We start from the raw sequence: 20,189 nt of genomic DNA, 5'->3' as shown, positions 1-20,189 counted from the left end.
AGCCACCATACATTTCTAAGAGAATCTGTCTATCCCTATTATAGCAAAACGAGCAACTATGTTGTTTCATTTGTGTTAGAGGGTTTTAAAAATACGGACTATAAACGCAATTAGCAAATATAGCTGATGCTGAAAAGGGCGATTTAAAATGAAAATTACAGATATTGAAGTTATCACGTTGAGAGTTCCCCCAATGGATCAGGAATGTGAGTGGGGGGAAGATGCGGTAATTGTCAAAGTCATGACAAATACCGGACTTGTTGGAATCGGAGAAAGTGACTCTTCCCCAAGCGTAGTAAAAGCAATCATCGAGGCCCCTTCTTCAAATCTTTATAGCCAGGGATTAAAACGCTTGCTTATTGGGGAGAACCCATTAGAAATTCAAAGATTATGGGACAAAATGTATTGGGGTTCAAATTACTTAGGAAGGCGCGGGGCGGGAATCCATGCGATAAGTGCCATTGATATTGCTTTATGGGATATCGCTTCACAACATTACCAAGTTCCCATTTACACACTGCTGGGAGGGAAATACCGCGACAAAATTAAGGCTTACGGAACGTTTATTCCAGCAGACAGCGCAAGGGAAAATAAGATAATAGCTAAAAACCTAAAAGATCAGGGCTTTAGAAGTTTAAAATTTGGCGGTGGAATTTTGGGGGATGATGATGACACCGATTACGAAATTGTAAAAGCTGTACGCGAAGAACTGGGGGATGACTTTGAATTACAGATAGACTTGGCAACCAAATGGGGTACTTTTGGTCGAGCGGCAAATATGTTTCATAGGTTGCAGGAGTTTAACCTGAACTGGATTGAAGAGCCTGTTCTCGCTGACAATATGAAGAGTTATCAAAAATTAACCGGAATCACGAATGCAAAAGTTGCGGGAGGGGAGTCATTGACTACGCATTATGAATTCAATGATTTCCTTCAATACGCTACCCCTGATATTATCCAGCCTGACATTACTCGGTGTGGAGGCATTAGTGAAATGCGAAAGATATATGACCTGGCTGTATTGAATGGAACGAAACTCGTGCCTCATGGTTTTAGTACAGGCATTTTGCTGGCTGCGACTGTTCAGTTCTTAGCCGCAACGACAGACGGAGATCTAATGGAATATTCACAAAGCAATAGCCCATTGTTCAAAGGTCTTGTGAAAAATCTTCTTCCTTTTGAAAACGGTTATGTACGAGTACCGGAAAGTATCGGGCTGGGAATTGAATTAGACGAAGAAATGATTAAAAAATACAGGATCGAGTGAATCTATTAGGGGGTAGGGTATATGGATAGAGGGATTGACAAATTGCTTATTTCTATAAGTCTAGCGGTCGTGCTAACCGTTGTTGGTTTTCTATATTTTAAACCGGAAGCATCACAAGAGATAGCAAACAACATATTCTCAACAATGACAAATTGGTTTGGGTCTGGAACATTATTATTTACATTCTTAGGTTTTTTGTTACTGATATTTGTTGCATTTAGTAAGTTCGGTAAGATAAGACTTGGAAATGCAGCACCGGAATACACGACCTTCAAATGGGTATCCATGATGATCGCATGTGGATTAGGTTCAGCTACTGTCTATTGGGCATTTATTGAATGGGCGTATTACATTGGCACTCCCGGTCTTGGAATCGAAGCAAATTCACAGCGCGCATTTGAAATGGCTGTGCCATACACCATGTTCCACTGGGGCTTTAGCGCGTGGACGTTATATGCATTAGTTGGTTTGCCTGTATGCTATCACCTGTACGTTAGAAAAAATAAAGGATTAAGTTTAAGTGCGGTCATTAGTTCTATTACAGGCTTAAAACAGAACGGGATAATTGGAAGAATCATCGATGTTATGTTTATCTTCATCTGTTTCGGTGGATTAAGTATTACTCTCGGTGTATCTGTTCCTCTGGTATCACATGTCCTTAGTGAAGTTATAGGGATAACACCTTCATTCTCGATGAATATATTCTTGATTCTCTTCATTTCCATCATCTATTCCCTTAGTTCTTATATCGGATTAAAAAAAGGAATGGCCACGCTTTCAAACTGGACGATAAAACTTGCCATAATATTTTGTATTGGCATACTCATATTAGGTCCTACTATTTTTATTATATCAAACAGCACAAATGCCTTAGGATTAATGTTGCAGAATTTTGTTCAAATGAGCCTTTTTACAGATCCTATTGGAAAGTCAGGCTTCCCAGAATCATGGACAATTTTCTATTGGCTATACTGGATCACCTATGCTCCATTTACAGGCATCTTTATTGCGAAAGTGTCAAAAGGCAGAACCATTCGATCGGTTATTGTTAATACGTTAGTAAGTGGCAGTGCTGGTTGCTTTTTCTTCTTTGGTGTCATATCCAGTCTCTCAGTTGACAGACAAGTAAACGGCTTGGTAGATATGGTGGGGTTGCTAGCTGCAGGCAGTGATAATCCTGCAATTGTGGAAATCCTGCGAACACTGCCGTTAAGTGGGATTTTTATGATGCTGTTCTGTCTCATTTCAGTGCTCTTCCTAGCATCTACACTGGATGGGGCAGCATTTACAATGGCATCAACCGCAACTCGCGGCTTAAAAGAAGACGAAGACCCGCATCCAATGCATAGACTATTTTGGTGCGTTATGCTGGCTGTTGTTCCACTAACAATGATTTTTATTAAGGCAGATCTTAATACCATCAAAACCAGCGCCATCATCACGGGTGTTCCGATTATATTTATCATGCTTATCATGGTTATTGGGTGGTTAAAATGGATGGCAAAAGATTATGGCAGTCTTACATCAGATGCGATTGAAAAAGAACAAAATGACTCAAATAACAGCGTAGGCTTGGGCAGTCTTACACCTTACGCGATTGAAAAAGAACAATATGATACAAACAACAGCGGAGACTAAAAAATCAGTTAAAATAAGAAACCTATAAAATATTTTTTATGAAGAAGCTGCTGAATTCATAGGGTGGCTTCTCTTTTTTTATGGGCGGTATTTTTTATCATCTATAAAAGCAAACAAGCATAAAGAAAAAACAGGTTACATATGACGGCTTATCAGAAGCTGCTTGAATACAAGCGAGAGAAGAGGCTAACCATAGAATCTCTTTTCACGCTTTTTGTTCGCGAAAAAGTGTGCTTTTACGAACCCTTTTTTGTACATGATTCATCGTAGTTTCAACTCGGCCTGTCCAACAAAGGGGATTATTGGTAATGTTAATGTAATGTAATTTCTAGTTCTTTTTAATAGAGTAAGAGCTTCTCTGTTCACTAATGATGATTGATGAATATTAAATTTTATAACAGTAATGGAAGGTGGAATTATCTTGTTAGAAATATTTCCTGTCTATATAACTCCGTTTAAACAAGAAAGACTGGTTCGAGTATACCTGCCTAAAAATTACAACATGGAAAACAAAAGATACCCCGTATTGTATATGCACGATGGACAGAATGTGTTTCGTGATAAAGATGCCATTGGGGGCAAATCTTTAAGACTCGAGGATTACTTAGACAAAACCGAAATGAAAGTTATTGTCGTCGGTATAGACCAAAATAGCGAAGAACGAAAAAACGAATACTGTCCTTGGGTGAGCGGAGAATACAGTGAAAAAATATTAGGTTATTCAAGCTCTGAAGGTGGGAAAGGGACTGAGTACATAGATTTTATCGTGAATGAACTAAAGCCATACATAGACAATAAATACCTTACATTAAATGACCGGACTGCGATGGCGGGAATTTCATTAGGAGGGCTAATTTCTGCTTTTGCTGCGTGCCGTTATCCGCACGTTTTCACGAGAGTAGCCGCTATTTCTTCTGCTTTTTACCGTAACCAGGAGGAGCTAGAGAAGTTAATAGTAAGATCCGATTTATCAGCGATTGAAGGTTTCTACTTAGATTGTGGGACGAGAGAAGCTTTAGGGGAAGAGTTAATTAGCAAAGAATTTATGGCTTCAAATAACTCCATTTATGAAATTCTAAGAGAGAAAATATCAAATACAAAATTTGATATGATTAACGATGCGGAACATAATTATTCTTTCTTTAAAAAAAGAGTCCCCAAAATAATATCTTTTTTAGTACCAGTAGAATAGACAATATTCTCTTATAATCTGTTTGAAAAACTCAATAATAGGGCAACCGATTTTCTAAGTAATAGGTTAACAATAATCACAAGGGCGGGGTGAATAATGACTTCCTATCAAATAAAGAAACTACGAATCGAAGATTACTATAAATGCAGGAATATTTGGGAGATGGAAAAGAATCCGAAGATGACTGAAGGTTTTTATAACGAATTAGTAAATGGAAACCGAATTACTTTTATCTATTTAGAGAATAACAAGTTTATAGGAGAAGGTTCATTAGTTTTTCAAAACAACGATCCAGATTACACCATCCCAGATAAGCGGATTTATCTGTCTCGTATGGTTGTTAAAGAAGAATGTCAAAACCGTGGAATAGGTGGCATTATGGTTGATTATCTAATTGATTATGCCAAAAAACTGGGATATGAGGAAATAGCACTCGGTGTAGATACAGATAACTTAAACGCAAGGCATCTATATGAAAAGAAAGGTTTTACAACTGTTTTATATCTTGGCAAAGATGAATATGGGGAATATGTGAAACTCCTAAAAAAATTAACTTGAAGTTTTTAATTATTTTCTAAACCAAATCTTCTCAGTAGAAGAACGAAGTTTACATATCAGCACTTATCAGAAGTTGTATTAATGCAAAGGTACTGACCAATCACACTGATTATTATTGACTTAATTTTCAATTTCATTTAATCTGTATAAAATGTAAATATCAAGAAATTCAAAATTTTAAGGACTAGTAAATGAATCAACTTTCTCAGAGAGGATATTGAAAGCTGCGAGATATCCAAAGAATGTTTATTGAACCTGCCTTTCATAAACTGTATTGAAAAATACGGCGGTTTATCACGTTATCGATTCAGAGAGTAAAGCTTTGCTTTAAATAAGGGTGGTACCACCTCCAAGGGTCCCTTTGTTTAAAGCAGGGCTTTTTTGTATTTGGATACTACTAATTAATAGAATGGAGGATTAATATGGAAAGAATTAAGTTGGTGAAGCATCAAGAAGAATATTGTGAAGAAATCTTTAGGCTTTCTTCTGCACTTCCAGTGAAAGAAGCGCTTGGTTTACCAGATGGAACGGTTGAAGATACAAAACGCTTTATCCAAAGAGTCATGAAAGAAGAGGAGGCAGGAACAACGGTTCCTCGCGTGATTCTAAATGAAGAAGATAAATTGATCGGTCTTACTGACTTAATGTTCATCGACTATCAAAAGAAATCTTGTCACATAGGTACATGGATTGGCTATGAATATTGGGGACAAGGATTTAATGAAGCTTCCAAAATTGCTTTTTTACAGATTGCATTTGAAGAACTGGGATTGGATTATGTCTTTGCTGGTGCAAGGGTAGTAAACATCCGTTCACAAAAAGCGCAAGAAAAGCTGCCGTTCATTCGCTTGCATGTAGAATCTGTATTTCCGGAAGAACACGAGGCATTGGAGAAGAAGGAAAAGCAATCTTGTGTTTTAAATGTTTTTTGTAAAGAGGATTTTTTAGCTTATATAGATCGAAACAAGGGGATTACTATTTCTCATTAATATGTTTAAAGGGAGGATTAGATGAATAGAAAACTTAATTATATTTGGGGTGCCTTCTTTTTAGCAGAGCTTGGAAGAGCCATGTACTTCATTTCAATCACTTGGATATTATATAGCCTTACAGAAAATGCATTTTACACAGGATTACTAGTGAGTCTCGGTTTTTTGCCTAAGCTCCTAATGAATTTATGGTTCGGAGTGATAGTAGACAGGTTAGATAGAAAGGCATTATCAGTGGTTGCAAATCTAATAAGTACCCTGACCATTCTGTTGGTTTTATTCGCCATCGGGTTTGATGTGCTCACTCCATGGGTTATTATTCTAGCCCAAATGATTATCCAATTGATGGGTTCATTGTTTAGGCCAGCCATACAAGCTTTTATCGCAGAGATTTTTCCTGCAAATGACTTGCCGAAAGTTTATTCACAATCCGGATCCGCAGCTATTATGGGAGGGTTACTGGGAGCATCACTAGGCGGTATAGCTATAGGGATATTTTCTGAATTTTTCACGATGAGTATCGTAGTCGTTTCCTTTATATTGGCTACCGTTATTCTTTATTCGATCCCAAAGGCTGAGCTCTTTCAGAAAGAAGAGAAAAACAGTGAACGAAAATCTGTTGTAGAGGATCTACTAGAAGGCTTCACTTACTTAAAAAGAAATTCCTTTTTGTTTAGTTTGTTTGGCACCATGTTTCTCGGACAACTAGTTTTTCATTCAAGTATAACTTTTTTGTCCGTTTATACGAAAGACTACCTTGGTCAAACGGTAACCGTCTATGGATTTTTAGACGCGACACTTTCATTAGGCGGCGTAATTGCCGGGATATTAGGAACGTGGTGGTGGAATAAAAGTTTTAATTATTTGTCTACAAATTCCTTGATCGTTGTATTTGCCGGATTGTGTTTAGTTGGTTTCAGTGCTAATGCGTACATCGCCTTTATCGGTGTTTTCTTAATCGGTTTAGGTACTACGTGGATTAGGGTCTTAATACAATCGATACAGCAGATGGCCACAGACAAAGCCTATCATGGCCGTATGGCAAGTTATAGAATGCTATGCAATCAAGGATCGGTTGTAATTAGCGGACCGATTTTAGGCTGGATTGCAACATATGGTGCTAATAGCGTTTACATTTCATTGTTAATTCCGGTTGGATTAGGAGCACTGTTATGCCTTAAACAAGCTACACAAGAAAAGTTCAAAAAAATCACAGAGCGCCCTGCTTAAAAGCTTTCATAGGAGTATATTTTTAAAAAGATAAAGCATTATCATTCTCATGAATGCAAGAGTGGGAAATGACAGGTTTACATATCATGAGGTTATCAGAAGCTAATCGGATAAAAGACAGTTGAATATCTGAAGCAGGAAGTACGAAATTCTTAAAGAATGTTGCCATATATAAGGTTGGACCCGTTCGTATACCTTTTAATTTCCATCCTATTTAAAGTTTTCATACAAAATCCTGAGAAAAAACGGTTAACGGTTTTTTCTCAGGATTTTGTTTCTTTATTCTTATTCAACTCCATGCCAAGTAGCCAGCACGGAAGTCCAAAGCTTAGAGGCTTTCCAATCTACTATAAATCCTGTACTCGTCCACATCTGATTTTTTGGCTTCATACAGCGCCAGATCGGCGTACTTGATCAGCTGTTTGACATTGGGAGTGTCATCGGGGTAAAGGGAAATGCCGATCCCTGCGCCCATCCGGATTTCATAGCCGTTGAAGAGAAGCGGCGTTTCATACGACTGCAGAATTCGTTTGGCGGTATCTTCAGCCATTTCGATTGAATCGATTTCCGGCAACACCACCCCCATTTCATCCCCGCCCAAACGCGCTGCCGTATCAACCGGGCGGATGCTAGCCTGGAGCCGCTTGGCCATTTCCTGGATGACAGCGTCTCCGGCATCGTGGCCATACTGATCGTTGATCTGCTTGAACTTTCGGCCGTCGAGCATCAGAACCCCCACTTTTTTGCCGGAACGGTTGGCTAGCTGGATGGCTTTTTGCAGCTTATCATCAAACGTCCGCCGGTTGGGTATACCGGATAAATGGTCATAAAAAGCCATTTTTGCGATTTTATCTTGAAGCCGTCTGCGCTCCGTGATATCCCGGGCAATCGTAAACAATTGTTTCACTTCTCCATTTGCTAAAACGGGAGTAGGGGAAACTTCCATCCAAATATAATGGCCTTTCTGATGCAAAAAGCGAACTTCTATAGTGGAAGGTTTTCCTCCGTCAATAAGGGAAGTCACACTTTCCATTAATTCAAAAGCATCTTCCGGGTGCACATTTATGGTGAAAGGGCTTCCAATGTATGCTTGGTCCGGATAGCCTAAAATCTTTTCGTTTGCAGGAGAGACATATTCAATCTGTCCCGACAGGTTGATCAGCGTAATGATATCAAACGAGCTTTCTGTAATTCGTTTGTATTTTTCCTGGCTTTTCTGCAGTTCCTGTTCGGCTTTCTTGAGCTCCGTCACGTTTTTATAGAGGATGGTGGCTCCAATGATCTCTTTTCCTGCATTCCGCACCGGCGAATAGGAGGAGATGATATTCAGCGGCTTTCCTGATTTGGTCATGCGGATGGTGTCATGGGAATTCACCACTTCGCCCTTCAAAATTCGGTCGATGATATCAAATTGAGCCGTTATCAGGTGCTGCGGGATGATGGTGCCTTTCCCAGTGACCATTTCTTCTTCCGAGTAGCCAAAGGTTTCCTCAAAAGCCGGATTCGCTTTCAAGATGTCGCCTTTTGTATCAATGTAAAAGATAGGATCCGTCGAGTTTTCCCAAAAGACTTCAAGCTCTTTTTTCGTTTCGGTCAATGCCTTTTGTGCCCGGTTGATCTCAGTGACATTAATCACGATTCCGTAAATGCCAACCACTTGTCCCTGTACGAGGATGGGGATATTCATCGCCTGAAGGTCAATGAAGTGCCCCTTTTTATGGCGGATGGACATTTCTAAACGCTCCGGCTGCTTCTTTTTTATAGCTTTGAAAAAGTGAGATTTCACTTTTACAATGTCATGGGGAACAATTATTGCCATAAACGATTTCTCTTGCAATTCTTCCATAGAATAACCCGTAATGTCTTCGGCTCCGGCATTTCCGCTTTCCAAATTGCCGTATTGATCAAACGTGAATATCCCGTGGGGATGATTGGCAAACAAGGACTTGTACCGCTGTTCGCTTTCCCGCAGCAGGCGCTCCGTTTTTTTCTGTTCGGTGATCTCCCGTGCAACGGCGTAGATGCCGATGAGTTTCTCTTCGAGGGCAATGGGAATCGTGTTCACATGAAAAAGGACGAGCTCATGCTTCTTCGTATAGATGGCGGTCTCAAATTCAATCGGCTTTCCTTTCAATGCCTTTTCAAAATTCGCTATCGTCTCTTCCACATAGCTGTCAGCCACTAGGGAAACCACCGATTGGCCAAGCAGCTCTTGTTCGCTGAACCCGGTGACTGTTGTGACCATGGGATTGAGGCTGAGGAATTTTTTGTGCTGGTCAAACTCAAATACCGCATTCCCATTGTTTGCGATCAGGGAATTCAGCCGTTTCCGTTCGATTTCCATTTCTATTTCTTTTTGTGTCTTCTGCAGGTCCCGTTTTTTGCGCTCTCGATCGGTAACGTCCCGGACGACCGCTAATATGTAGCGGCATTGGCCGTCATCATCCACTATCGGGGTCAGGATGGTTTCGCCGGTGCGCCCCCCGGTTTCCGCTTCAATCCTTTGCATGAATTCCACCGGTTTCCGTCTAGTTTGGGCTTTGCGGTAATTCTCGATGATGAATTGCGCCTGTGCTGAAGACATCACGTCCTCGATTCGGCTTCCGATTACGGTTTCTTGAAGATGCAGGTTGGCGAAAGCGGCGGGATTGGCATAGACATAGCGGAACGTCCCCTGATCTTCTTCCATCAAGAACACCAAATCTTGTAACAGATCCAAAAGAGCCGTGGACGCTAAAATAGCTGGCCCGATTTTTTCTGGAAAGTGTTTCATCATCGCTTGTCTCCTCTCGGTAAGTAACATAACCTTTCAAGTCAAGCAGGTTACGTATGTTGTTTCTTCGCAGATGTTAGGAAATGTTTCAGTTTTGACATTCAGAATCATACTGTCTTCAAGGTAAAAGCCATCCGGATTGAGCGGACAGCTTTTGTCGGATGAAAAATATTATTTTCAAATCAGTCTTTTTGTTCCCTCATATTCCCAGTATAGCATGTTATTTTTGGAATTATAAGTCTTATTAATTCCGCATATCTTCCCTTGTATTAAGAAGACACAGGGGAAATGAAATGACTGATGTTCCTCATGAGATGCTAGAGGGCGGGAAAAAGGCGATGGATTGATTCCAATGAATTGATGTTTAAAGAAACTGACGCTAAGCTCTAAGAGGCGGTTGGAAAGTACGTTGATCCACTTGACAAACTGAAGCTGCTGGGAAGAAACGTGTCTTCAAAAATAAACAATAACCCGTTTACATATGACCGTATTATCGGTAGCTAGAATAAAATCTTATATATAATATTAAGAACCCAGAAATCCTAGGATAAAAGGTTGCTGGGTTCTTTGAAGTTATAAGCAAAATGAAACTCATAATTGATGCAAGTTATCTCTTAAAGTGACACATCAAATGGCAGCAAGAAAGCCAGTTCCAACAATAAGCGATTTTTACAATTTCAAAAGGAAGGACAAAAGTATATTGACACTTTTGTCCTTCCTTTTTTTAAATGTTTCAATTTCTTCATAACACTAGGAAACCAGCTTAACCCGACGGCCGCCCCTAATACCATCGCGATAAAATAATCCGTTTCCAGTCTTTTGATTCATTGTAAAACAATATACCTAATATGGCGCTGCCAGAAGAACCGATGCCGGTCAAAATCGCATAAGCTGTTCCCATGGGCAATGTTTTCATGGCGTAGGCCAAAAAGACAAAGCTTGCCCCGAATCCCATTACCAATAAAAAAAGAGACTGCCAATTGCGGTCTAGGTGCAATTTATTGATCATCGCCACACCGAACATTTCAAATATCCCTGCAAAAACCAACGCTGTCCATGCCATTATACTTCGCCTCCTTCAGCAGGAGTTTCTTTTGTGACTAATTTCAAACCCATGACACCGGCTAACAGCACACCGACCAATAGAATCTTTTCGATGCTGAACGGCTCGTTGAACAGGATGATTTCGGAAAGGACAGTCCCAGCAGATCCGAGCCCCACAAAAACCGCATAGACGGTTCCGACCGGTAATTTTCGTCCCGTCCTAATCATGACGGAAAAACTGATGACAATCGCCACAGCGGTGATTGTCCATTCCAACAAGCTGTCCGCATGCTTTAAACCGATGACCAAAACAACTTCAAAAACTGCCGCAACAATGACGCTTAACCACGTTAAATTCAATTCATTTTCCTCCTTCTATTTATTTGCAAAATAAAAAAAGCCCGGGAGAACTGTAAAAACAGTTTCTCCCAGGCTTTTATCCTTGTAAAAGAAGCCAAGAGGGAAGTAAAGGAAAGATTCGAAATTTAAATAACGGCCTCATAACGCCATGCAACCATAAAAAAAGATTTTTTGACTCCAGGAGTCAACTGTATAAATTACTCAGACAAATCTTTAAGGTCTTATTTCGAAATAATAATTCCAGTCAACAATCAATTAAATGACTGAGTCCGTATTTTCGACATGCGAAGCAGAATATAAGAGGATGAAAGCGAAAATAACTGTTTCGGACACTAAATAAAATGAAATTGTAAAATTTTGTTTGTTAACTTACTAGCCTTAGAGCGGCAAGGGATTGAGAAGTTAAAGTTATTGTGTAATACTATTAATCCGGAATAATAGATTGTATTTTCTTTAAATTATGTGTATTATCTTAGAATCGCTTCAAATTTAGCGAGGCAGATTCACTATATAAGAAGGAGGTCTATATATGAAAGGTTCGAAAAACAGGTGGCTGATCGCGCTGGCAGCTATTGCCATTCAATTATCAATCGGAGCTGCTTATGCTTATAGCGTTTATACAACGCCAATCAGCGAAGAAATGGGCTGGTCTCCAAAAGAAATTACATATGCATTTACTATCATGATGGCGCTTGGCGGTCTGTCAGCTGCATTTTTTGGTGGATTTGTCGAAAAGAAAGGCCCAAGAAAATCCGCGATTCTGGCGGCGCTTCTGTTTGGCTTCGGACAGGCGGGAGCTGGATTCGCAGTTCAAATCGACTCGCTTGTCCTTTTTCTTCTAACATATGGTTTGTTGAGCGGCATGGGTCTGGGTGTCGGTTACATCGCACCCATTTCTACGCTGATCAAGTGGTTCCCTGACCGCCGAGGAATGGCAACAGGCATGGCCGTCATGGGCTTTGGCGCAGGCGCATTAATTACTGCACCTGTGGCAGCCAGCTTGATGAATTCAGTCGGCGTCAGCAACACGTTCTATATTTTAGGAGGCAGTTACTTTATCCTGATTATTCTCGGCGCCGCCTATATTGCACCGCCGCCTGAAGGCTGGATGCCAAAAGGGATGCAGCAAGCTATCGATTCCGGCAAAAAAGTCATGAAAAAAGATTTGGCGCAATTGACGGCAAAAGAAGCCGTTAAGACACGCCGTTTCTGGATGGTTTGGTCGATGATGCTGATCAATGTCAGTGCCGGCATCATGATCATTTCAGTCGCTTCTCCGATGTCCCAAGAACTGGCCGGCTTAACAGCGGCAGGTGCTGCAACTTTAGTGGGCATCATGGGGATTTTCAATGGCGGAGGCCGCCTCGGTTGGGCAGCTATTTCCGATTACATCGGCCGTCCTGCTGTATTCACGACGTTTTTCGTCCTGCAACTGATCGCGTTCATCTTGCTGCCGAATATCACCAACGTCTTGGTGTTTCAGGCCTTTATTTTAATCATTGTCAGCTGTTACGGCGGCGGATTTTCGAATTTGCCGGCTTTTGTCGGAGACTTATTCGGCACGAAACAGCTCGGTGCCATCCATGGCCTGCTACTGACAACATGGTCAATGGGCGGCATTATCGGACCTGCCATTGTGTCCCAAATTCGCGAACGGACCGACAGCTACATTCCGGTTTTCTATGTGTTCACCGTGTTAATCACCATCGCTTTCGTGATTTCCTTATTGATCCGCAAGGATATTAAGCGGGTGGAAGGCAACTATGAAGAATCACGACAAGCGACAGGGCTAGACATTCAAAGTGAAAACCAGTAAGGTGTTTAAAGTTAAAGTTTTAAAAAAAGAAAGCTTGGCATATAGACTGACATAGCGATTTGAGACACATATAAAACACCTCTTTAGGCTGCTTGCGCCCCAAATTCTTGGGGCGTCAGGTAGCCTAATTTTTCTAGGATCCGGTCTTCGTTGTAGTAACGCATGTATACATTCACTTTCTCCACGACTTGGATATTGTGCATCGAATTGAATTTGACGTACTGGAATTCCTCCGATTTGATAGTGGAATGGAACGATTCGATGACCGCATTGTCCCAGCAGTTGCCGCGCCGCGACATGCTGCTGACCAGGTGGCTCTTCTTGACCAATTCCTGGTACGCGGTATATACACCCCTTGGTCAGAATGGACGATGACCCCTTCAGGGTTCTCCCGCAACGCCAGCGCTTCCTTCAACGTATCGGTGACCAGCGGTGTCTGCTGGTGATTGTACATCTTGTACGCGACAATTTCGTTGTTGAACAAGTCCATGATCGTCGACAGGTACATCGTCGAGCTCCCGTATTGGATATAGGTGAGATATCCGTCACCCATTTCTGGTTCGGCGCAGAAGCGGTGAAATTGCGCGCTCAAAGATTCAGTGCGATGATGACCGATTTGCCTTGTGATTTCCACTTCCGCTTCGGTTTGATCCGGCATTGCAGGTGATGCTTTTGCATGATGGCTTGAACCGTATTGCAGTGCCGGTCCAGCTTGAACTCCTTCATCAATAGCTTCTTGATTTTCCGGTGGCCGAAACGGTACTTCGTCTGCTTGCACAATGCAATAATTGCTTCTTCCACTTTCGTCAATCCACTTCTAGCGCCATCGGCGAGCCACCGGTAATAAGTGGAACGCGGCACACTCAACGCAGACAAAATCGCCGTCACCGTGTACTTTTTTCGGTATTTTTCAACTCCTCTTTCATTTCCAAATATTTTTTTAAGATCTCCTTCTCCATTTTCAAATGCGCATTCTGCCGCTCTTTTTTCTCCTCTTCACTCGCGAATTCCGGCCCATGTCCAAATGAATATTGCTTGCCAATCGATTGGTCGAACCGGTAAACTTCATTGTACCGATACCATTTCATCCACGTCTTGAACTGTGACTTATTTTTGATTACGTGCTTCTCCATGATCTCTTCATTTGTTAGCTGACCGTTCATTTTGTCTTTTACGACGGCCCATTTCGTCTCACTTGAATATACGTTTCTGCCCATGCAAAAACACCTCCGATTTCAGTACTTTGTGGTAAGTGTACCATTTCGGAGGTGTTTTATATTGTCCCATTTAATTATGTTAGTCTTTCATGGTTTTTCATAGTCCTATTATTAGATAATCAGTAATTTCTACTAAATTATATAATTTTAAAACCCGTAACTAAATTCATATAGAGGTGAAATGATATGCCGAAAATTGACAATATGTTAGCAATTCTATGGATGCTCCGTTCAGGCGAAAAAATTACTGCACAACAAATTTCGGAAAAGTTAGAGATGAATATCAGGACTGTGTATCGTTATATCGATACAATTTCAACTAGTGGTGTACCTATCATTTCAGAACCTGGACATAACGGTGGATACACTTTATTGAATAATTTTATTGAGGCTCCTCTTTTTTTTGATATTGAAGAGCAAACTTCCCTAGTGCACGCTGCTGTTTTTGCGGAAGAAGCCGGGTATTATGGAGGTAAAGCACTAAATAGGGCCATTTCAAAACTAAGTAACTATTCAAATCAAGAGCAGGAAACAAAGATAAACCAACGTTTGACGAGCCTTGAAGTGATAAGTCCGTTAAGTTCACTCTCTATGGAACCTTTGTTGAAGAAGCTGGAACAGGCCGTAACTGATGGGAAATCAGTAAAAATTCTTTACCAAAAAAGTGGCGAAAAGCATTTAAATGATAGATTGGTCGATCCGTACAGAATCATCTATTGGAATAATAAGTGGTATGTGATTGGACTATGTCAACTTAGGAATGATATCCGCAGTTTTAGAGTAGATCGAATTGAAAGTTTAGAGCTAACCGAAAGTAAGTTTAACCGACCAGAAAATTTTTCAGCACGTGACTATTTTATAAAAAATCTTCTTCCCACTCTAAAAGATAAGGAAGGGATTATTCCTTTGGTTCTTACTGGGGATAAAAATGTATTGACTGATATTTGCCAACATTGGTTTTTAGGACATTATTTACAAGAACAGACTTCAGATCAAGCAATTTTTCTTCTTGAAAAAGATGTAATACATACATATGTTCCTTATTTACTTTTACCATACAATAAATCCATTAAAGTGATTGAGCCAATCAGTCTTAAGAAAAGACTTATTGTAGTTCTGTCGGATTTGATAAAATTTCATGAAGTATGACGACTTCCCTGACGTTAACTGTCAGGGAAGTTATTTTATACTAACTATATAAATTGCGAATGGAGTGTTATGGGATGCAAACAAAAAAAGTTTATCTCTATGTATTTAATACAATGTCGGACTGGGAATATGGCTATTTAATTGCTGAACTAAACTCAGGAAGATATTTCAAAAAAGATGTAGCCCCTTTAAAAGTAATTACAGTAGGAGCGAATGAAGAAATGATTACGACGATGGGAGGACTGAGCATAAAACCGGATGTTTCCCTTGATGAATGTACTTTTGAAAGTAAAAATCTTTTAATTTTACCAGGCGGGACTACTTGGAATGAAGAAATTCAACGACCGATCTTGGAAAGAACTGGCCAAGCTTTAAAGCTTGGCACTGTTGTTGCCGCAATTTGTGGTGCAGTTGAGGGCCTCGCGAATAGGGGATATTTGGATACTAGAAAGCATACAAGCAATAACTTAGAATATACTAAAATGGTCTGTCCTAACTATAAAGGAGAAGAGTTTTATGAGGTGGAACCTGCGGTATCTGATGCGAATTTAGTTACGGCATCAGGAATCGCTCCTCTGGAATTTGCAATGGAGGTACTGAAAAAAATAGATATATTTACACCCGATGCATTGCATGCATGGTATAACCTAAATAAGACGCATCAACCTGAATACTTCTTCCAGTTAATGAATTCACTAACTAAATGAAGTAACTGAAAAGCTCCATTTCTCTATGTTGATTTGCAGAGAAGCTGGGCTTTTTAATTTGGAATTTCCTTATCGTTGCAAATCCGCATTTTCCTGATGCTGCGCTTATTATTTCTTTAACGATAGAAAGAAGAAGTAAAAAAATTCTAGTCAAAGAATACTGAATGACAAAGCGAATGCTGGTCAGACACGAATTTACATATCATGAGGTTAACAGAAGTAAATTTGAAGAGAAGCCTAGATGGTTTAAAGCAAAACCATCTAGGCTTTTTTCTATGAAAAGCACTAATTTAATTGCTTTTGTCTTTTGAAGTTTTTTCATGCTAAACTTATAGGAATGCAATTCAAAATATTCTTTTTATAACGGAAGGAAGATGGTCGATGAGTACACCCGATTTAAAGGCACGGTCCCCGTGGTCCCAATTAAACGAACTCCAGTCCGTAAAAATTTCCCCCAAACCGCATCAGCCGATTGATGGAGACATCCGGATACCTGGAAGTAAGAGTTTCACCAACCGGGCGTTGATCCTGGCAGCGTTGGCGAAAGGAACTTCCACGCTGTCCGGTATCCTTCGAAGCGACGACTCCTATTGGTGCATCGACTCGCTCAATAAGCTGGGAATCGAAACGGAAATTGAAGGCGACGTGGTCACCGTCCAGGGCTGCGATGCCGACTGGCCGAACGCACAGGCTGATTTATACATAGGGGCTGCCGGCACCACGGCCCGTTTCCTTCCCGGGGCGTTGGCCGTTGCGAAGAACGGAAACTGGGTGGTGGAAGCAAGCAAGCGAATGAGCGAGCGCCCGGTCGAACCGCTGATCCAGGCATTGACGGATTTGGGGGCGAATATCGACTATCTGGAACAGGAAGGGTTTTTTCCTATCCGGATAACAGGCGAGGGGCTTAAGGGGGGTGCTGTCAGCATCTCCGGCAAACTATCCAGCCAGTTCATCAGCGGCTTGCTTTTAGCCAGCCCTTACGCGGAGAATGAAGTGACGATTACCATCCCAGATACCATCGTCCAGCATGAATATGTCCGCATTACGTTGGGGTTGATGGAGCAGTTCGGCGTGACTGTTAAAGCTTCAGAAGACCTGAATCAACTGGTGGTGCCGCAAGGGGCATACCAGGGACAAGCCCTGTCCCTGGAAGCCGATGCCTCAACAGCCAGCTATTTTTTTGCGTTAGCAGCGCTGACCAATGGGCGCATCCGGATCACCAACCTCACGGCAGACACCAATCAACCCGATATCCATATGTTGGAGGTCTACGAGCAGATGGGCTGCTGTGTCGTGAAAGGCGAGGACTACATCGAGCTGACCGGCACCGATCGTTTGATTGGGGGCTTTGATATCAGTATGAAAGAGATGTCTGACCAAACCCTCACATTGGCTGCGTTGGCTGCATTTGCTTCGGGACCGATTACGATGCGGGACGTGGAGCATATCCGCCATCACGAGTCCGATCGCATCAGCGCGATTTGCACGGAGCTTCGAAAGTTGGACATTGAAGTCGAAGAATTCCAAGACGGGCTGACGGTTTATCCGGGAACTCCGCGAGCCACAACCTTGAATTCGTATGACGATCACCGGGTGGCCATGTCCTTGGCGTTGATTGGGACAGCAGTACCAGGGATTGTCATTCAAGATCCAGGCTGCGTTTCAAAGACCTGTCCCACTTACTTTGAATTACTTCAACAGCTGGGCATTTCAGTTGAATTGAATATGTAATTTAAAACAAAGTTAGTTTACATATGAGGGATTATGGTAAGGATAGAAGCTGATAAAAGCAGCTTCTATCCTTTTTTGTTCATTTAAGTGTACTTTTACGAACGGTTTTAAGTTCGAACTAACTTCCTGAATTAAAAAATAAACTGGTTCGTTCAAGTATAATTAAGAAATGAAACATTAAAAGTTTTATCCCGTCTAATCGAAAACGAAATGTGTCATAAGGTATATAGGGAGTTATCTATTTCTTTTAATAGGATCATTAAAAAAATTAGAATCTTCATAAGTTCTAAGGAGGAGATTATTTGAGGACGATGCTAATTTCGCTTGTGTGCTTACTATTTATTTTGACAGGTTGTAAAGAGGACGAACAATTGAGCAAAAATGCTTCCACAGCCAATGTTTACCTGGGAAATATGGGATATGATATCGTTTCATTGATAAGAGAAGATGCCATTATTCTTCAGAAACAGTATCTGACGGATCCGGGGTATGAACAGATTTGGAAAGTGCAGCCTTTCGTCCCTGTATCGTATCTAGACAAAGAAATAGCTGTTGTGGAATTTGAGGTCGATAACCATCCCTTGGAAGAGGTCAGTGATAAAAAGACAACAATAGTGACAGTCTACCTCAATAAAGGTGAAGTAATTGGCGGTTGGTCCTTTCCGAAAGACCCCTACAAGGCATTAGCTGGCAATGTCTATTCCATAGATGGCAGAACTATGGAAGAGGTTCAAGGCGGAAACTGAGAAAGATAGCGAGCAACGAATGTAAATCGAGCAAACAGTTTACATATCTCGAATTATCAGAAGTAACTTGAAACAGAGGTTGAGAGGATGGAAGAAATAAAAAAAACGATTGTCATTGCAATTGCCAGTATTTCAGGCGGCGGGAAAACAACCGTTGTTGAAAAGTTAAATGAAGAACTCCCGAATTCCAAAGCACTTTTCTTTGATGAGTACGATTTGGAAGGCCCGGAGGATGTAATGGATTGGATGAATCGCGGAGCTGATTATAATGAATGGAATCTTACTCCTTTTGTGAAGGACTTGGAAGAATTATTGACCGAATCTCTCGATTACATCGTGTTGGATTTTCCGTTTTCCTACCAACATGCTCAAACTCATTCTTTCATCAGTTTTTCCGTCTTTATTGATACGCCATTGGATATGGCATTGGCGCGTCGAATAACGAGAGACTTTCAAGACGGCTCTGCAGAAGCTATCATTGAGGCTATGCAACACTATAACTCGCATGGGAGACAGGCTTACCTGGAGATGCTACATACGATTAAACCAAGTGCTGACTTCGTTGTAGACGGATCCCTACCGGTAGCTAGAATTGTAAGTTCGATAACAGAAAAGTCATAAAGGAATCTTCTATATAAAACTAGGTTTACATATGACATATGACGGCTTACAAGAAGGAAAGAAGGGAGAAAATTAGCTTCTTTTCTTTTTTGTTCGTAAACGTGTACTTTTACGAACGCTTTTATGTAATCGATTTAACTTAGTTTCAACTCGCCCCGCCCATGAAAGGGGATTATTGGTAATATGAATGTATTGAGATTTTTTAGAATTCTTTTTGATAGATTAAGAGCTTTTCTATTCACTAATGAAGATTGATGAATATTAAATTTTATAACAGTAGTGGAAGGTGGAATTATCTTGTTAGAAATATTTCCTATCTATATAACTCCGTTTAAACAAGAAAGACTGATTCGAGTCTACTTGCTTAAAAATTACAACATGGAAAACAAAAGATACCCCGTACTGTATATGCACGATGGACAGAATGTGTTTCGTGATAAAGATGCCATTGGAGGCAAATCTTTAAGACTCGAGGATTACTTAGACAAAACCGAAATGAAAGTTATTGTCGTCGGTATAGACCAAAATAGCGAAGAACGAAAAAACGAATACTGTCCTTGGGTGAGAGGAGAATACAGTGAAAAAATATTAGGTTATTCAAGCTCTGAAGGTGGAAAAGGAACTGAGTACATAGATTTTATCGTGAATGAACTAAAGCCATACATAGACAATAAATACCTTACATTAAATGACCAAACAGCGATGGTAGGAATTTCATTAGGCGGGCTAATTTCCGTATTTGCTGCGTGCCATTATCCGCACATTTTCACGAGAGTAGCCGCTATTTCTTCTGCTTTTTACCGTAACCAGGAGGAACTAGAGAAGTTAATAGTAAGATCCGATTTATCAGCGATTGAAGGGTTCTACTTGGATTGTGGGACGAGAGAAGCTTCAGGGGAAGAGTTAATTAGCAAAGAATTTGTAGCTTCAAATAACTCCATTTATGAAATTCTAAGAGAGAAAATATCAAGCACAAAATTTGATATGATTAACGATGCAGAACATAACTATTCTTTCTTTAAAAAAAGAGTCCCCCAAATGGTAGTGACCCCTTAAAGTTAGAGTTTCAATTATGCAGCTGATTGGCTGGCATGAATCCGGTAGTTCACCGGGCTCATGCCGGCCAATTTTTGTTTGATGCGTTCATGGTT

The 20,189-nt window shown here is 40.8% G+C and carries 16 protein-coding genes, 2 pseudogenes and 1 other annotated feature; of the genes and pseudogenes, 13 read left to right on the top strand and 5 right to left on the bottom strand.

Going from position 1 to position 20,189, the window contains the following annotated elements:
• The first annotated feature begins 148 nt into the window (after positions 1-148).
• The 6 genes from ACSFXN_RS09840 to ACSFXN_RS09815 all read left to right on the top strand — a co-directional run bounded on the left by ACSFXN_RS09840 (position 149) and on the right by ACSFXN_RS09815 (position 6,874).
• Positions 149-1,267, top strand: coding sequence for a mandelate racemase/muconate lactonizing enzyme family protein (locus ACSFXN_RS09840; protein WP_437149937.1), 1,119 nt, complete (start codon positions 149-151; stop codon positions 1,265-1,267).
• A 21-nt stretch (positions 1,268-1,288) separates the two neighbouring features.
• Positions 1,289-2,905, top strand: coding sequence for a BCCT family transporter (locus ACSFXN_RS09835; RefSeq protein WP_437149936.1), 1,617 nt, complete (start codon positions 1,289-1,291; stop codon positions 2,903-2,905).
• A gap of 421 nt (positions 2,906-3,326) precedes the next feature.
• Positions 3,327-4,097, top strand: coding sequence for an alpha/beta hydrolase (locus tag ACSFXN_RS09830; RefSeq protein WP_437149935.1), 771 nt, complete (start codon positions 3,327-3,329; stop codon positions 4,095-4,097).
• A gap of 96 nt (positions 4,098-4,193) precedes the next feature.
• Positions 4,194-4,655: a GNAT family N-acetyltransferase gene (locus tag ACSFXN_RS09825; RefSeq protein ID WP_437149934.1), complete on the top strand. Its 462-nt coding sequence runs from the start codon at positions 4,194-4,196 to the stop codon at positions 4,653-4,655.
• Between the two features lie 165 nt (positions 4,656-4,820).
• Positions 4,821-5,019, top strand: a binding site (T-box leader).
• Between the two features lie 58 nt (positions 5,020-5,077).
• Positions 5,078-5,644, top strand: coding sequence for a GNAT family N-acetyltransferase (locus ACSFXN_RS09820; RefSeq protein ID WP_437149933.1), 567 nt, complete (start codon positions 5,078-5,080; stop codon positions 5,642-5,644).
• Between the two features lie 21 nt (positions 5,645-5,665).
• A complete protein-coding gene (locus ACSFXN_RS09815) occupies positions 5,666-6,874 on the top strand; it encodes an MFS transporter (RefSeq protein ID WP_437149932.1) in 1,209 nt (402 codons plus the stop codon).
• Positions 6,875-7,202: 328 nt separating this feature from the next.
• Here the strand turns inward: ACSFXN_RS09815 and ACSFXN_RS09810 are convergent, their stop codons facing one another.
• From ACSFXN_RS09810 to ACSFXN_RS09800, 3 genes and pseudogenes are all read right to left on the bottom strand, one after another.
• Positions 7,203-9,650, bottom strand: coding sequence for a PAS domain S-box protein (locus ACSFXN_RS09810; protein WP_437149931.1), 2,448 nt, complete (start codon positions 9,648-9,650; stop codon positions 7,203-7,205).
• A gap of 761 nt (positions 9,651-10,411) precedes the next feature.
• Positions 10,412-10,710 (bottom strand): annotated as a pseudogene (locus tag ACSFXN_RS09805) (DMT family transporter); the annotation flags it as partial.
• A complete protein-coding gene (locus tag ACSFXN_RS09800) occupies positions 10,710-11,051 on the bottom strand; it encodes a DMT family transporter (protein WP_437149930.1) in 342 nt (113 codons plus the stop codon). The gene ACSFXN_RS09800 and the pseudogene ACSFXN_RS09805, both read right to left, overlap by 1 nt.
• A gap of 529 nt (positions 11,052-11,580) precedes the next feature.
• Between ACSFXN_RS09800 and ACSFXN_RS09795 the strand changes: the two genes are divergently transcribed.
• A complete protein-coding gene (locus ACSFXN_RS09795) occupies positions 11,581-12,867 on the top strand; it encodes an L-lactate MFS transporter (protein WP_437149929.1) in 1,287 nt (428 codons plus the stop codon).
• A gap of 83 nt (positions 12,868-12,950) precedes the next feature.
• Here the strand turns inward: ACSFXN_RS09795 and ACSFXN_RS09790 are convergent.
• Positions 12,951-14,084, bottom strand: a pseudogene (locus ACSFXN_RS09790) (IS3 family transposase).
• A 186-nt stretch (positions 14,085-14,270) separates the two neighbouring features.
• On the opposite strand from ACSFXN_RS09790, the gene ACSFXN_RS09785 reads away from it, so the two are divergent.
• From ACSFXN_RS09785 to ACSFXN_RS09760, 6 genes are all read left to right on the top strand, one after another.
• Positions 14,271-15,233, top strand: a complete 963-nt coding sequence (locus ACSFXN_RS09785; protein ID WP_437149928.1) for a helix-turn-helix transcriptional regulator — start codon at positions 14,271-14,273, stop codon at positions 15,231-15,233.
• 74 nt (positions 15,234-15,307) lie between these two features.
• Complete coding sequence (locus tag ACSFXN_RS09780; protein WP_437149927.1) at positions 15,308-15,940, top strand: type 1 glutamine amidotransferase family protein; 633 nt, start codon at positions 15,308-15,310, stop codon at positions 15,938-15,940.
• A 381-nt stretch (positions 15,941-16,321) separates the two neighbouring features.
• Positions 16,322-17,671 carry a 3-phosphoshikimate 1-carboxyvinyltransferase gene (gene aroA / locus ACSFXN_RS09775; protein WP_437149926.1) on the top strand — a complete coding sequence of 450 codons (1,350 nt, stop codon included), beginning with the start codon at positions 16,322-16,324 and terminating at the stop codon, positions 17,669-17,671.
• 302 nt (positions 17,672-17,973) lie between these two features.
• Complete coding sequence (locus ACSFXN_RS09770) at positions 17,974-18,417, top strand: hypothetical protein (RefSeq protein WP_437149925.1); 444 nt, start codon at positions 17,974-17,976, stop codon at positions 18,415-18,417.
• Between the two features lie 87 nt (positions 18,418-18,504).
• Positions 18,505-19,038: a hypothetical protein gene (locus ACSFXN_RS09765; RefSeq protein WP_437149924.1), complete on the top strand. Its 534-nt coding sequence runs from the start codon at positions 18,505-18,507 to the stop codon at positions 19,036-19,038.
• Between the two features lie 297 nt (positions 19,039-19,335).
• Positions 19,336-20,094, top strand: coding sequence for an alpha/beta hydrolase (locus ACSFXN_RS09760; protein ID WP_437149923.1), 759 nt, complete (start codon positions 19,336-19,338; stop codon positions 20,092-20,094).
• A 14-nt stretch (positions 20,095-20,108) separates the two neighbouring features.
• Here the strand turns inward: ACSFXN_RS09760 and ACSFXN_RS09755 are convergent.
• Positions 20,109-20,189, bottom strand: an 81-nt coding sequence (locus tag ACSFXN_RS09755; RefSeq protein ID WP_437150464.1) for an IS3 family transposase, incomplete at its 5' end; no start/stop codon positions are given.

It is taken from the genome of Planococcus sp. 1R117A, from assembly GCF_051417975.1.
Classification (GTDB): Bacteria; Bacillota; Bacilli; order Bacillales_A; family Planococcaceae; genus Planococcus; species Planococcus shenhongbingii.
The sequence above is the reverse complement of the archived record's forward strand: the minus strand, read 5'-3'. Positions and strand labels throughout refer to the sequence as shown.